The 14,627-nt window shown below is 70.5% G+C and carries 5 protein-coding genes, 1 tRNA gene, 1 rRNA gene and 3 pseudogenes; 2 read left to right on the top strand and 8 right to left on the bottom strand.

Going from position 1 to position 14,627, the window contains the following annotated elements:
• Window positions 1–238: 238 nt before the first annotated feature.
• The 4 genes and pseudogenes from ASD33_RS08945 to ASD33_RS36175 form a co-directional block, all read right to left on the bottom strand.
• Window positions 239–3,085, bottom strand: a complete 2,847-nt coding sequence (locus tag ASD33_RS08945) for a DNA translocase FtsK (RefSeq protein WP_056556231.1) — start codon at window positions 3,083–3,085, stop codon at window positions 239–241.
• Between the two features lie 126 nt (window positions 3,086–3,211).
• Window positions 3,212–3,886 carry a response regulator gene (locus ASD33_RS08940; protein ID WP_056556228.1) on the bottom strand — a complete coding sequence of 225 codons (675 nt, stop codon included), beginning with the start codon at window positions 3,884–3,886 and terminating at the stop codon, window positions 3,212–3,214.
• A gap of 352 nt (window positions 3,887–4,238) precedes the next feature.
• Window positions 4,239–8,199: pseudogene (locus ASD33_RS08935) on the bottom strand (HAMP domain-containing protein); the annotation flags it as partial.
• A gap of 81 nt (window positions 8,200–8,280) precedes the next feature.
• A pseudogene (locus ASD33_RS36175) lies at window positions 8,281–9,805 on the bottom strand (HAMP domain-containing protein); the annotation flags it as partial.
• 352 nt (window positions 9,806–10,157) lie between these two features.
• Between ASD33_RS36175 and ASD33_RS08930 the strand changes: the two are divergent.
• A complete protein-coding gene (locus tag ASD33_RS08930; RefSeq protein ID WP_056556225.1) occupies window positions 10,158–12,806 on the top strand; it encodes a SpoIIE family protein phosphatase in 2,649 nt (882 codons plus the stop codon).
• Window positions 12,807–12,879: 73 nt separating this feature from the next.
• Here the strand turns inward: ASD33_RS08930 and ASD33_RS35730 are convergent, their stop codons facing one another.
• Together ASD33_RS35730 and ASD33_RS08925 are read right to left on the bottom strand one after the other, a co-directional pair.
• Window positions 12,880–13,272, bottom strand: coding sequence for a hypothetical protein (locus tag ASD33_RS35730; RefSeq protein WP_199863485.1), 393 nt, complete (start codon window positions 13,270–13,272; stop codon window positions 12,880–12,882).
• 46 nt (window positions 13,273–13,318) lie between these two features.
• Window positions 13,319–13,873, bottom strand: a complete 555-nt coding sequence (locus ASD33_RS08925; protein ID WP_242426880.1) for a hypothetical protein — start codon at window positions 13,871–13,873, stop codon at window positions 13,319–13,321.
• Window positions 13,874–13,956: 83 nt separating this feature from the next.
• Between ASD33_RS08925 and ASD33_RS33995 the strand changes: the two are divergent.
• Window positions 13,957–14,283, top strand: a pseudogene (locus ASD33_RS33995) (IS5/IS1182 family transposase); the annotation flags it as partial.
• Window positions 14,284–14,453: 170 nt separating this feature from the next.
• Here ASD33_RS33995 and ASD33_RS08915 read toward each other — a convergent pair.
• Window positions 14,454–14,526 (bottom strand) — tRNA-Thr (locus ASD33_RS08915).
• A 4-nt stretch (window positions 14,527–14,530) separates the two neighbouring features.
• Window positions 14,531–14,627: ribosomal RNA gene (gene rrf, locus ASD33_RS08910) — 5S ribosomal RNA — on the bottom strand; the annotation flags it as partial.

Genomic DNA, 14,627 nt, shown 5'->3' with positions numbered 1-14,627 from the left:
GGTACGAAAGGGTGGGGCAACCGGGCGGGTGCTGTTTGTACGCCATGAGGCTGGGACATCCTTCTGTCCCTCCCTCCAACTTGACGTACGGCCAGGGGAAACGGTTGCCCTCCGTTCCCTTACGAGTGAGTCTCGGCCAGGTCTCGATCACGCACCCGCCCGGCCGGGTGCGCGACGCCCGCTCCCGGCCGCGTACCGCCACACCCCGGTCCCGGTCGCGTACCCCGTCTCCCCGGCGCTACGCCCCGGACTCCCCGCGGATCACCGCGAGCACCCCGTCCAGCTCGTCCGGCTTGACGAGCACGTCCCGCGCCTTCGAGCCCTCGCTCGGCCCGACGATGTTCCGCGACTCCATCAGGTCCATCAGCCGGCCGGCCTTCGCGAAGCCGACGCGCAGCTTCCGCTGGAGCATCGAGGTGGAGCCGAACTGCGTGGAGACGACCAGTTCGGCGGCCTGGCACAGCAGGTCGAGGTCGTCGCCGATGTCCTCGTCGATCTCCTTCTTCTGCCGGGTGCCGACGGTGACGTCCTCCCGGAAGACCGGGGTCATCTGGTCCTTGCAGTGCTGCACGACGGCCGCGACCTCGGCCTCGGTGACGAAGGCGCCCTGCATGCGGACGGGCTTGTTGGCGCCCATCGGCAGGAACAGTCCGTCACCCTTTCCGATGAGCTTCTCGGCGCCGGGCTGGTCGAGGATGACCCGGCTGTCGGCGAGCGAGGAGGTCGCGAAGGCGAGCCGCGAGGGCACGTTCGCCTTGATGAGACCGGTGACCACGTCCACCGAGGGCCGCTGGGTGGCGAGCACCAGATGGATGCCGGCGGCGCGCGCGAGCTGCGTGATGCGCACGATCGAGTCCTCGACGTCCCGGGGCGCGACCATCATCAGGTCGGCCAGCTCGTCGACGATGACGAGCAGGTACGGGTAGGTCTTGAGCTCCCGCTCGCTGCCCTCGGGCAGCTTGATCTTCCCGTCCCGGATCGCCTGGTTGAAGTCGTCGATGTGCCGGTAGCCGAAGGCCGCCAGGTCGTCGTAGCGGAGGTCCATCTCCTTCACCACCCACTGGAGGGCCTCGGCGGCCCGCTTGGGGTTGGTGATGATCGGGGTGATCAGGTGCGGGATGCCCTCGTAGGCGGTGAGTTCGACCCGCTTGGGGTCGACGAGGACCATCCGGACGTCCTCCGGAGTCGCTCTTATCATGATCGAGGTGATCAGGCAGTTGATGCACGAGGACTTTCCGGAGCCGGTGGCCCCGGCGACCAGGACGTGCGGCATCTTCGCCAGGTTGGCCATCTCGTAGCCGCCCTCGACGTTCTTGCCGAGTGCCACCAGCATCGGGTGGTCGTCCTCGGCGGCGGCGGCGAGCCGCAGCACGTCGCCGAGGTTGACCATCTCCCGGTCGCTGTTCGGGATCTCGATGCCGACGGCGGACTTGCCGGGGATCGGCGAGATGATCCGGACGTCCGGCGAGGCCACCGCGTACGCGATGTTCTTGGTCAGCGCCGTGATCTTCTCGACCTTCACCGCCGGACCGAGCTCGACCTCGTAGCGGGTGACCGTCGGCCCCCGGGTGAAGCCGGTGACGGCCGCGTCGACCTTGAACTCGGTGAAGACGTTCGAGAGCGAGTCCACCACGGCGTCGTTGGCGGCACTGCGTGTCTTGCCGGGCCCGCCCCGCTCCAGCAGGTCGAGCGACGGCAGCGCGTACGTGATGTCGCCGGACAGCTGGAGCTGCTCGGCCCGGGGCGGCAGATCGGTCGGCTCGGGCGCCGGCTTGGTCAGATCCGGTACGCCCCCGCCGGGCCGCTGGCCCCCGCCGCGGGCGGGCGGCACGGGCGCGGCGCCCGCCGCGGTCTCCGTCCCCTCGGCGGCGGCCTTCGCGGCGGCCGCGGCCGCCCTCCGGTCGGCGGTGACGTCCCTGGTCAGATCGGCGACGATCGGCGACGGCGGCATCCCGTTGAGCACCGCGCCGTCGAGCGCGGCGGCGGCAGCGGCGGCGATGTCCACCGGGTCCATGCCCGCGTCGAAGACGGGCTCGAAGGAGGGCCGCTCGGCGGGACGGCGGGCCGCCCCCTTGCGCCGGTCGAGCATCTCGGCCTCGGCCCGGTCCACGTCGTACGGCTCCGCCGGGCCCCGGCGGCGCGTCGGCCGGGCGGTCCGGGCCTGCGGCCTGGCGTCGCGCCACTCCTCGTCGTACTCCTCGTACCGCCCGTCCTCCTCGGCGCCCGCGTACCCCTCGGCCTCGGCCGGGTCGTAGGCGGGCTCGACGATGCCGAGCCTGGCGCCGAGGGCGCGCAGCCGCTGCGGGATCGCGTTGACCGGGGTGGCGGTGACGACGAGCAGCCCGAACAGCGTGAGCAGCACCAGCATCGGTACGGCGAGGACCTCGCCCATCATGAACACGAGGGGCTGGGAGGCGGCCCAGCCGATGAGACCGCCGGCATCCTGCATGGCCGCGCTGCCGTCCCCGCGTCCCGGCGAACCGCAGGCGATGTGGACCTGGCCGAGGACGCCGATGACGAGTGCGGAGAGGCCGATGCTGATCCGGCCGTTGGCCTCGGGCTTCTCCGGATAGAGGATCAGCCGGATGCCGATGGCGCCGAGCAGCAGCGGTACGAGCAGGTCGAGCCGGCCGAAGGAGCCGGTCACCAGCATCTCGACGAGGTCGCCGACCGGTCCGCGCAGATTGGACCAGGTTCCGGCGGCGACGATCAGCGCGAGACCGAGCAGGAGCAGGGCGAGCCCGTCCTTGCGGTGGGCCGGGTCGAGCCCCTTGGCACCACGCCCTATCCCCCGGAACATCGCCCCCACTCCATGGGCGAGACCGAGCCAGGCGCCGCGCGCGAGCCGGTAGACGCCCCCGGTCGGGGACGGCGCGGGGCGCGGCGGGACCTTCTTCGCCGCGGTCTTCCGCGCGGGCGCGCGCTTGGCGGGCACGGCCTTCTTGGCCGCCGCCTTCTTCGCGGGCGGTTTGGCGGGGGACTTCGCGGGTGCCGCTTTCTTCGCGGCGCCCGTCGTACGGCCGGCGCGCGGCTTTGCGGTGCCCGCCGTGCCCTGGGAACCCTTGCCGGACGTACGTGAAGCCATGATGCCGAGGTTACCGGTGTGGGGACCCGCTGTCCGCCTCACCCGATCGTGTCGCCCCTGCCGGGGCACGAAGCTGACGCCACCTCACGCCGACGGCCGCCCCGAAGGACGGCCGATGACGGTGTGTCAGCCCTGCGCGGGCAGCGTCGGCGCGGCGCCCGTGCCCGGTTCGAGCGCGTCCAGCGCCCGGCGCAACCCGGTGAGCTTGCGCTCCAGATGCGCCGCGGTCGCGACGGCCGCCGCGTCGGCGGAGTCGTCGTCGAGCTGCTTGGACAGCGCCTCCGCCTGCTCCTCGACCGCCGCGAGACGGGCCGAGAGCTCGGCGAGCAGTCCGGCGGACTCCTTGCCGTGACCGCCCTCGCCGCCACCCTCCAACTGCAGCCGCAGCAGGGCGGCCTGCTCGCGCAGCTTGCAGTTCTTCATGTAGAGCTCGACGAAGACGGAGACCTTGGCGCGCAGCACCCACGGGTCGAACGGCTTCGAGATGTAGTCGACCGCCCCGGCCGCGTATCCCCGGAAGGTGTGGTGGGGGCCGTGGTTGATGGCGGTGAGGAAGATGATCGGGATGTCCCGGGTCCGCTCCCGCCGCTTGATGTGCGCGGCGGTCTCGAAGCCGYCCATCCCCGGCATCTGGACGTCGAGCAGGATGACCGCGAAGTCGTCCGTCAACAGCGCCTTGAGCGCTTCCTCCCCGGAAGATGCCCGCACCAGCGTCTGATCGAGCGCGGAGAGAATGGCCTCCAGCGCCAGCAGATTCTCCGGCCGGTCATCGACCAGGAGGATCTTGGCCTTCTGCACCATGCCCCGTCCTCCTCGCCCCGGCAACGTCTCTCCCCGGCTCCCCGAACCGGGGGAAGCACCGGGCGCCGCCCCAGAAGACGACTCCCTAACGCCGTCCGTCCTTGTGCCGGTCATCGTAGCCGCACCCCGCCCGTCGCCACACCCTGTCACCGCGATGTCACTGTGCACGTACCCGCACACCTACCTGAAACGCGGTGGGAGACCAGAAGGTTCCCCGTATCCCGCCCTCTCACACCCCCGTGGCGACAGCCCGTCAGCGGAGGCCCGGGGCCCGCGCGGCACACCGCGCGGGCCCCCGACACGAGGTCCCGGACCGAGGTCCCGGGCACGAGGTCCCGGACCGACGTCCCGGTCACACCCCCCGCATCCACTGCTCCATCACGGACAGCAGGTGATCGGGGTCGACCGGCTTCGTCACGTAGTCCGAGGCACCCGACTCGATCGCCTTCTCCCGGTCGCCCTTCATCGCCTTCGCCGTCAGCGCGATGATCGGCAGCCCCGCGAACTGCGGCATCCGGCGGATCGCGGTCGTCGTCGCGTACCCGTCCATCTCCGGCATCATGATGTCCATCAGCACGACGGTCACGTCGTCGTGCTGCTCCAGGACCTCGATGCCCTCCCGCCCGTTCTCCGCGTAGAGCACCGCGAGCCCGTGCTGCTCCAGGACGCTGGTGAGCGCGAAGACGTTGCGGATGTCGTCGTCGACGATCAGCACCCGCTCGCCGGAGAACCCGAAGGTACGCCGCGGCTCGACGTCCGGCTCCTGCTCCACCCGGTCCGCCCCGGCCTCCTTGCCCGGCTGCCCGGGAACCGCGGTCCGCGCCCCGGTCGCCTCCGCCGCGGCCTTCCGCCGGTGCCGGAACAGCGCCCCGGCACCGGACCGCGCCTCCGTCCGTACGGGCGGCGGCGGGAAGTGCGGGAAGGGGTGCACGGCCCCGGCCGCCCCCTCCTCGACGCCCTGCTGCGGGTCGTCGGCGTCCTGCGCCCCCTGCCCGTACGCGCCCGTCGGCAGCTCCGTCGGGCTCAGCGGCAGATAGAGCGTGAAGGTCGAGCCACGGCCCGGCTCGCTCGCCGCGAAGATCTCGCCGCCGAGCAGCCGCGCGATCTCCCGGCTGATCGAGAGCCCCAGACCCGTACCGCCGTACTTCCGGCTGGTCGTACCGTCGGCCTGCTTGAACGCCTCGAAGATGACCCGCATCTTGCTCGCGGCGATCCCGATCCCGGTGTCGGTGACCGAGAAGGCGATCAGGTCGGCCTCCGGGTCGCTCACCGAGCCCGCCTCCAGCAGCTGTTCGCGGATCGACTGCGGTACGTCGACCCCGGCCGGCCTGATCACCAGCTCCACCGCGCCCGTGTCGGTGAACTTCACCGCGTTGGACAGGAGGTTGCGCAGCACCTGGAGCAGCCGCTGCTCGTCGGTGTGGAGCGTGGCCGGCAGCTCGGGCGAGACCCGTACCGAGAAGTCGAGCCCCTTCTCCGCCGTGAGCGGCCGGAAAGTCGCCTCCACGTAGTCGACGAGCTGGACGAGCGCGATCCGGGTCGGCGAGACGTCCATCTTGCCCGCCTCGACCTTGGACAGGTCGAGGATGTCGTTGATCAGCTGGAGCAGGTCCGAACCCGCGCCGTGGATGGTCTCCGCGAACTCGACCTGCTTCGGCGTCAGGTTCGTCTCGACGTTGTCGGCGAGCAACTTGGCCAGGATCAGCAGCGAGTTGAGCGGGGTGCGCAGCTCGTGCGACATGTTGGCGAGGAACTCGGACTTGTAGCGCATGGAGACCGCGAGCTGTTCGGCCCGCTCCTCCAGGACCTGCCGGGCCTCCTCGATCTCGGTGTTCTTCACCTCGATGTCGCGGTTCTGCCGGGCCAGCAGCTCGGCCTTCTCCTCCAGTTCCAGGTTGGAGCCCTGGAGTTCCTTCTGCCGGTGCTCCAGCTCGGCCGACCGCTCCTTGAGCTGCTCGGTGAGTTCCTGCGACTGCTGGAGCAGCACCTCGGTCTTGGTGTTGACGCTGATGGTGTTGACCGTGGTCGCGATCAGCTCGGCGATCTGGTTGAGGAAGTCCCGCTGGATCTGGGTGAACGGCTGGAAGGAGGCCAGCTCGATCACGCCGAGCACCTTGCCCTCGAAGAGGACCGGAAGCACGATCACATGCGCGGGCGAGGCCTCGCCGAGCCCGGAGGAGATCTTCAGATAGCCGGGCGGTACGTGCAGCTGGATCGTCCGCTTCTCGTCGGCCGCCGTCCCGATGAGCGTCTCCCCGGGCCGGAACGAGGTCGGCATGGACCCGGTGGAGTACCCGTAACTCCCGCGCATCCGCAGCTCGTACGCGCCGTCGCCCTCACCGACGAGTTCGGCGTCGCTGTGGGCGGAGCCCGTCGGCACGGCCACGAAGAAGGCGCCGTGCTGGGCCGAGACCACCGGCGTCAGCTCGCTCATGATGAGCGAGGCCACGTCGTCGAGGTCGCGGCGGCCCTGCATGAGGCCGGAGATGCGGGCCAGGTTGCTCTTGAGCCAGTCCTGCTCGTCGTTGGCCAGGGTGGTGTCGCGCAGGTTGGCGATCATCGTGTTGATGTTGTCCTGGAGCGCCTGGATCTCGCCGGCCGCGTCCACACCGTCGATCTTGACGTTGAGGTCGCCGCGGGTCACCGCGGTGGCGACGGCCGCGATGGCGCGCACCTGCCGGGTGAGGTTCCCGGCCATCTCGTTCACGGACTCGGTGAGGTCGCTCCAGGTGCCCTCCACGTCCCGGACCCGGGCCTGGCCGCCGAGCTGCCCGTCGGTGCCCACCTCGCGGGCCACCCGGGTGACCTCCTCGGCGAAGTTCGACAGCTGGTCGACCATCGTGTTGATGGTGTTCTTCAGCTCCTGGATCTCACCGCGCGCGTCGATGTCGATCTTCTTGGTGAGGTCGCCCTTGGCGATGGCGGTGGTGACGGCGGCGATCTGCCGCACCTGGCCGGTGAGGTTGTCGGCCATCGAGTTCACCGACTCGGTCAGGTCCTTCCAGGTGCCGGAGACTCCGGGCACCCGCGCCTGGCCGCCGAGTTCGCCCTCCGTGCCCACCTCGCGGGCCACGCGCGTGACCTCGTCCGCGAAGGACGACAGGGTCGTCACCATCGTGTTGACGGTCTCGGCGAGTTCGGCGACCTCGCCGCGCGCCTCGACCGTGACCTTCTTCGTCAGGTCGCCGTTGGCGACGGCCGCCGAGACCCGGGAGATGTTCCGCACCTGACTGGTCAGGTTGTTGGCCATCAGGTTGACGTTGTCGCTGAGGTCCTTCCACGTGCCGGTGACACCGCGCACGCGTGCCTGGCCGCCGAGGATGCCCTCCGTACCCACCTCGCGGGCCACGCGCGTGACCTCGTCCGCGAAGTTCGACAGCTGGTCGACCATCGTGTTGACGGTCGTCACCAGCTCCAGGATCTCGCCCCGGGCGTCGACCGTGATCTTCTTCGACAGGTCGCCCTTGGCGACCGCCGTCGTGACCTCGGCGATGTTCCGCACCTGGATGGTGAGGTTGTTCGCCATGAAGTTCACCGACTGGGTGAGGTCCTTCCAGGTGCCCGAGACCCCCTGCACCTCGGCCTGCCCGCCGAGGATGCCCTCGGTGCCCACCTCGCGGGCGACCCGGGTCACCTGCTCGGCGAAGTTCGAGAGCTGGTCGACCATCGTGTTGAGGGTGTTCTTCAGCTCCAGGATCTCGCCGCGCGCGTCCACGTCGATCTTCTGCGACAGGTCGCCGCGGGCCACGGCGGTGGCGACCTGCGCGATGTTGCGGACCTGGGTGGTGAGGTTGCCGGCCATGCCGTTCACCGAGTCCGTCAGGTCACGCCACACCCCGGCCACGCCCGGCACCTGCGCCTGCCCGCCGAGCCGTCCGTCGGTGCCCACCTCGCGGGCCACCCGGGTCACCTGGTCGGCGAAGGCGGAGAGCTGGTCGACCATCGTGTTGATGGTGTTCTTCAGCTCCAGGATCTCGCCGCGCGCGTCCACGTCGATCTTCTGCGACAGGTCACCGCGGGCCACGGCCGTCGTCACCTGCGCGATCTGCCGCACCTGCGAGGTCAGGTTGCCGGCCATGAAGTTCACCGAGTCGGTGAGCTCCCGCCAGCGCCCGGAGACACCGTCCACCCGCGCCTGACCGCCGAGCCGGCCCTCGGTGCCCACGTCCCGCGCCATCCGCGTCACCTGGTCCGCGAACGACGACAGCTGCGACACCATCGTGTTGACGGTGTTCTTCAGCTCCAGCATCTCGCCGGCCACGTCGACCGTGACCTTCTGCGACAGGTCGCCGTTGGCGACCGCCGTCGTCACCNTTCTTCAGCTCCAGCATCTCGCCGGCCACGTCGACCGTGACCTTCTGCGACAGGTCGCCGTTGGCGACCGCCGTCGTCACCTGCGCGATGTCCCGCACCTGTCCGGTCAGGTTGCGGAAGGCCGTGTTCACCGAGTCGGTGAGGTCCTTCCACGTGCCCGCCGCGCCCTTCACCTCGGCCTGGCCGCCGAGCAGACCCTCGACGCCGACCTCCCGGGCGACCCGGGTCACCTCGGAACCGAAGGCGGACAGCTGGTCCACCATCGTGTTGACGGTGTTCTTCAGCTCCAGCATCTCGCCGGCCACGTCGACCGTGACCTTCTGCGACAGGTCGCCGTTGGCGACCGCCGTCGTCACCGTTCTTCAGCTCCAGCATCTCGCCGGCCACGTCGACCGTGACCTTCTGCGACAGGTCGCCGTTGGCGACCGCCGTCGTCACCTGCGCGATGTCCCGCACCTGTGTGGTGATGTTCCGGAAGACGGTGTTGACGGAGTCCGTGAGGTCCTTCCAGGTCCCCGCCGCACCCGGCACCTGCGCCTGACCGCCGAGCAGACCCTCGGCGCCGACCTCGCCCGACACCCGGGTGACCTCGTCGGCGAAGATCCGCAGCGTCTGCGTCATCTGGTTGATGGTGTCGGCCAGTTGCGCGATCTCGCCGCGCGCCGACACCCGTACCTTCTGCGTCAGATCGCCGTTGGCGACCGCCGTCGTCACGAGCGCGATGTCCCGCACCTGGTTGGTCAGGTTGCCGGCCATCGTGTTGACGGAGTCCGTGAGGTCCTTCCACACGCCGGACACCCCGGCCACCTCGGCCTGACCGCCGAGCTCGCCCTCCGTGCCGACCTCCCGGGCGACGCGGGTCACCTCGGAGGAGAACGACGACAGCTGGTCCACCATCCGGTTGACGGTGTTCTTCAGCTCCAGCATCTCGCCGGCCACGTTGGCCGTGACCTTCTGCGACAGATCGCCGTCGGCGACCGCCGTCGTGACCAGCGCGATGTCCCGCACCTGGGCCGTCAGCCGGTTCGCCATGGTGTTGACCGAGTCCGTGAGGTCCTTCCACGAACCGGACACCCCGCGCACCTGCGCCTGACCGCCCAGGTTGCCGTCGGTGCCCACCTCGACGGCGACCCTGGTCACCTCGGACGCGAACACCGAGAGCTGGTCGACGAGGTTGTTGGCGGTACGCGCGACCTTCAGGAACTCCCCGCGCAGCGGCCGCACCGTCCCGTCGGCACCCTCCGAACGCAGGTCCATCCGCTGGTCCAGATCGCCCTCGGCCACCGCCGACAGCACCCGGCCCACCTCGGACACCGGCCGGGCCAGGTCGTCGACGAGCGCGTTCGCGGCCTCGATCGCCGCCGCCCACGCCCCCTCGCCGGCGCCCGCGTCGAGACGCTCGGACAGCTTGCCCTCGCGTCCCACCACCCGGCGGACCCGCGACAGCTCCCCCGTGACGTGCATCTGCCGGTCGGCGACCTCGTTGAACACGGCGGAGATCTCCGCCATGACCCCGTCGCCGGTGACCGTGAGCCGCCTGCGGAGATTCCCGTCCCGCATCGAGACCAATGCGGCGAGCAGCCGGTCCAGCGCCGCCGCGTCCACCTGTACCGTCCCCCCACGGGAACGCCCGCCCCTCGCGCGCGTACCGCCGCCTCCGCCGCGTCGCGCCGCCGTGCCAGGTTCCACCGTGTCCCTCCCGAAAGGGGTCGACCGTACCGCTCCGGCTTCCGCCGGTAGCCTGCCCAGTGTTTCACCGCCACCGAACAAGGCGATAACAGTTCGGCAGCTTCGCACAGCCTCCCTACCCCCGGTGGGCGGAATCAGCGCGACCGGCCTCCGCCGGCACAGTGAAGGAAAGTAACCTGGCTCCCGGCTGTCCAACCACCCCGGTCCGCCCGGCGGGGGCGGTGTGGTGCGGGACCGACCACCGGGCAGCGGGAGGGGCAGACCGAGCATGGCGGAGCCGGGCGTCGAGACGCGTACGAGGAGTTCTGTGATCACCGCGCGGGCGACTGCCAGCTTCGAGCCCGTCGGGCGGTCCGTCGCGGCCGCCCGCGCCTTCGTCCGGGACACCCTCCAGGGCTGGGGCCACCCCGAACTCGTCGACGACGCCGTCGTCCTCACCAGCGAACTCGTCACCAACGCCGTCATCCACGCCGGTACCTCCGCCGAGGTCCTCTGCCTCCGCTCCGACGACAGCATCCGCGTCGAGGTCGCCGACCGCTACCCCGAGCGCGAGATCCCCGTCCAGAGCGGCCGCTCGCTGGGCAGCCCGGACCGTGAGAACGGCCGCGGCCTGCTGCTCTGCGCCGCCCTCGCCCACCGCTGGGGCGTCGACTACACCCCCACGCGCAAGCACGTCTGGTTCCATCTGGACCTCCCGCAGCGCCCGGTCGGCACCCGCTCGGCGGGCCCGGTCCTGGCGGACGCGCTCCTCCCGGTCACCGACAGCCGCGTCCGCGTCGCCGTCGCCCAGATCGACCGCGGCGGAGCCATCACCGCCTGGAACGAGCACGCCGGGGAACTCTTCGGTTACGAGGCGGAGCAGGTCGTCGGCAAGCCCCTCGGCGACCTCGCCGCCTGGCCCCACACCCCCGGCATCGGCACCGGCCTCGCGGAGGCCCTGCGGCTCTCCCGCTGGGAGGGCAGTTACGGCATCCGCTGCGCCGACGGCCGCGTCGTCCCCGTCTACGCCTCCCATCTGCGGGTACGGGACGCCCAGGGCGAGCCCTCCACCGTCTGCCTCCTGGTCCGCGAGCACGAGCGGGCGGTCCTCCAGACCCCGCAGCGCGCCGCCGCCGAACCGGGCGGGGAGAACCGGACCGCCGCCGACCCGTTCGAGGTCTTCATCGGCTCCCCCGCCCCCGACGACCTCGACGGCCTCCTGCAGCGCACGGTCGAGCGCGCCCGCGACATGCTCGACGGCGACGCCGCCTTCCTCCTTCTCGCCACCGACGACGAGACGGAGCTGGAGGTACGGGCGACCACCGGCCTCCCCGCCGCCCGCCAGCGCTTCGCCCGCGTCCCCGTGGAGACCGGCGCCAGCCGTTACGGCTCCGCCCGGATGCCCGCGGTCCACGAGGACCTGGCCGCGGTCCCCGGCGCCGTCCCGCTCCTCGAAGGCACCGGCATGCGTTCGGTGGTCACCGTCCCGCTCAAGGTCGAGGGCCGTCTCACCGGCTCCCTGGGCGTGGCGGCGGAGCTCGCGAACCGCTACTCGAACGAGGAGGCCCTGCGTCTCCAGTTCGCCGCCGACCGCATCGCCCTGGCCGTGGAGTCCGCCCGCCTCGGCGAGCTGGAGCGGCTGCGCCGCGGTTCCCTCAGCTTCCTCGTCGAGGCCTCCGACCTCCTGGCCGGCACGCTCGACCGCGACCAGACGCTGGCCCTGATGGCGCAGATGACGGTCCCGACCCTGGCTACCTGGTGCGCGGTCTACACGATCGCCGACCAGTCCTCCGACCCGTACCTCTCGTACGTGCTCCACGAGGACGAGGACCGCATCGACGGCCTCAAGGACCTGCTGTCCTCGATCGCCCCGCCCGACCCGGTGCCGACCCCCGGCGCCCGTGTCTGGTCCGCTCCGGGCGACGCCGCGCACCGCGCGGCCCTGACCGCGTCGGTCCGCGCCCTCGACCATCCGACGAGCCCGCTGTCCTCCGGCATCGACACCACCCTGGCCACCGCGAGCGCGGTGGCCGGCGAGACGGTCGTCCTGCCGCTGGTCGCCCGCAACCGCGTCATCGGGATGCTGACCCTCGGCCGGCCCTCGGAGGACCACTTCCGCCAGGAGATCCTGGAGCTCGCCGAGGACCTCTCGCGCCGGGCCGCGCTGGCCCTGGACAACGCCCGCCTGTACTCGGAGCGGGTGGCGATCAGCCAGTCCCTCCAGCGCAGCCTCCTCCCGCCCGGCCTGCCCGACATCCCGGGCGTCGAGGTCGACGTGATCTACCGGGCGGCCGGCGAGGGCAACGAGGTCGGCGGCGACTTCTACGACATCTTCCCGATCAGGGACGACGTGTACGGCTTCGCCATCGGCGACGTCTGCGGTACGGGCCCGGAGGCGGCCGCCGTCACGGGCCTGGCCCGCCACGCCCTGCGCCTGCTGGCCCGTGAGGGCTTCGGCGGCCCCGCCGTCCTGGAGCGTCTGAACGCGGCGATCCTCGACGAGGGCGCCCGCAGCCGCTTCCTGACCCTCTTGTACGGGGAGATGCGCCCGCAGGCGGACGGCTCGGCGATCCTGAAGGTCGTCTGCGCCGGCCACCCGCTGCCGCTGCGTCTCCGCCCCGACGGCACGGTCAGCCCCGCTGCGGAGCCTCAGCCGCTCCTCGGTGTGATGGAGGACCTGGAGCTGTACGAGGAGACGATCACGCTCGACCCGGGCGATGTCCTCCTCTGCGTCACGGACGGCGTGACGGAACGCCGTGAGGGCACCCGCATGCTGGGCGACGACGGCCTGGCCGATGTCCTGAGGACCTGTACGGGCCTGACGGCCGGCGCGGTCGCCTCCCGGGTCCTCCGCGCGGTGGAGCGCTTCGCCCAGGCCCCGGCCTCGGACGACATGGCCATCCTGGCCATGCGCCTCCACGAACCGCACGACAGCTAAGGGCTGTCCCGTAACTGATCTACGGCATGCTGATCGACCAGCGACGCTGTGCCTCATCCGGAAGAGGTGCGCACTACCAGGCCAGTCGGGCACCTGCTTGCTCACCGGCCGTGCCGGTGCGGAGATAGCCAAGCAATGCTGTCATGGCCCTGCGGCGTCCGAATGCGTAGAGCGCCGGCTCGACGAACCAGCGGCAGAAGCTCGGGTCCGGGTCGTAGACAGCAGCGGCCATCAGCGGATCGAAGAACTCCTCGGGCAGGCCGGCGCGTTCCAGCAGTGGTCTTCGTGCGGCTCCGGCCAGGTGCCGCGCACGTAGGTCTTCAGACACGTCGGCCGCGTCCCCAAGATCCAGCAGGCGAGCCACCTCGGCTGCGCATGCAAGGAATGTACGTATGGATGCCTCGTGGCGGTCACCTTCGGTCATGGCAGGATTCTCGACCACGGGCTTGAGCAGAAGTGGTCGCATGGGCGAGATGATCTCAATGTGGCTAAGGGCTGTCCCGCAAGGCCCCTCATAGCTCCGGGAACGGCGGGGTGTCGTCCATCACCTGCAACAACTTCCGAGCAGGTGCCGCTTCCTCTGGCCGTACGGAGGAAGCGGCACCCACGATGACTGACCGGCCTGCGTACACGGCTGTCCTTGAGGCCGCCTCCCAGCCGGTTTGCTGCCGGTAGCTCGCATCGTGCTTGCGGCCCTGGGTCGCCGCGGCGGCGGAGTGCCACTGGTCGGTCCGGCAGATGCTTCCCAGCAGGTCCAACAATTCGGCCTTGCGGGCTACGTGCGGTGACCCGACCAGTTCGAGAAGGAACGGGACCGTAGGAGCTGTCGCCTCGCCGACAACGAACCCCAGCGTGCAGATGACATCGCCCAGGTCATCGATGGCGATGCGGGCCGTGTCCTCGTCCCCGTATGCGATCCGGGACAGCAGAGGGGGGATACCGTCGGCCGCGGCGCCTGTCGCGTCGCGCAGTTCTCCCCAGCGGACCCCTGAGACGCTCCTCAACAGACTTCCCACGCCCTGCTCCTCACCAGATCCTCGTGCCAGCCCCAGCAGTATCTTGAGCATGGTGCAGCTATGGGTGAGTCCCTGGCCAGGCGACCTATGACCGGGTGGTGCAACAGGCCACCGGCTGACGCCATGATCTTGCTGTGACTGGAGTGATCACGGCGTCGGCCCCATCCTGGATAGCCCCGTTCACTGGGCTGAGCCCGCGTTCCTTTGGCAATCTGGTGACCGCGCTGCGCCGCGAGGGAGCCGACGAGGTGCGGCGGGGCCGGCCGTGGGGGGCTGCCGCTGGAAGACCGGGTGCTGCTGGTCACGACGTACGGGCGCACCAACTTGACCTTGCGCCAGCCTGCCCCGCTCTTCGGGGTAAGGACACTGTGCTCATCGTGGACGGCACCCCCGTCCCCATCCGCGACCACACCATCGCCGAGCGGTCGAAGAACTACCAGTACTCCACCAACCACCAGGTGGCGGCCAACCGCGCCCGAGGCGGCTCGAAGATCATTTGCGGGACAGCCCTTAGTCGACACGACGAAGCCGGCCGGCGGTCCCCGTAGGGGATCGCCGGCCGGCTCTTCGATGCCCGACCGTACGGAAACGCAGAAAGGCCCCCGCCACAAGGCGGGGGCCTTTCTGATTGAGCCCTTTAACGGAATCGAACCGTTGACCTTCTCCTTACCATGGAGACGCTCTACCGACTGAGCTAAAAGGGCAGGTGTTCGGCGGTGTCCTACTCTCCCACAGGGTCCCCCCTGCAGTACCATCGGCGCTGAAAGGCTTAGCTTCCGGGTTCGGAATGTAACCGGGCGTTTCC

Origin of the sequence: Streptomyces sp. Root1304 (assembly GCF_001426405.1) — a bacterium.
Lineage (GTDB): Bacteria > Actinomycetota > Actinomycetes > Streptomycetales > Streptomycetaceae > Streptomyces.
This window is presented reverse-complemented; position numbering and strand designations above follow the sequence as displayed.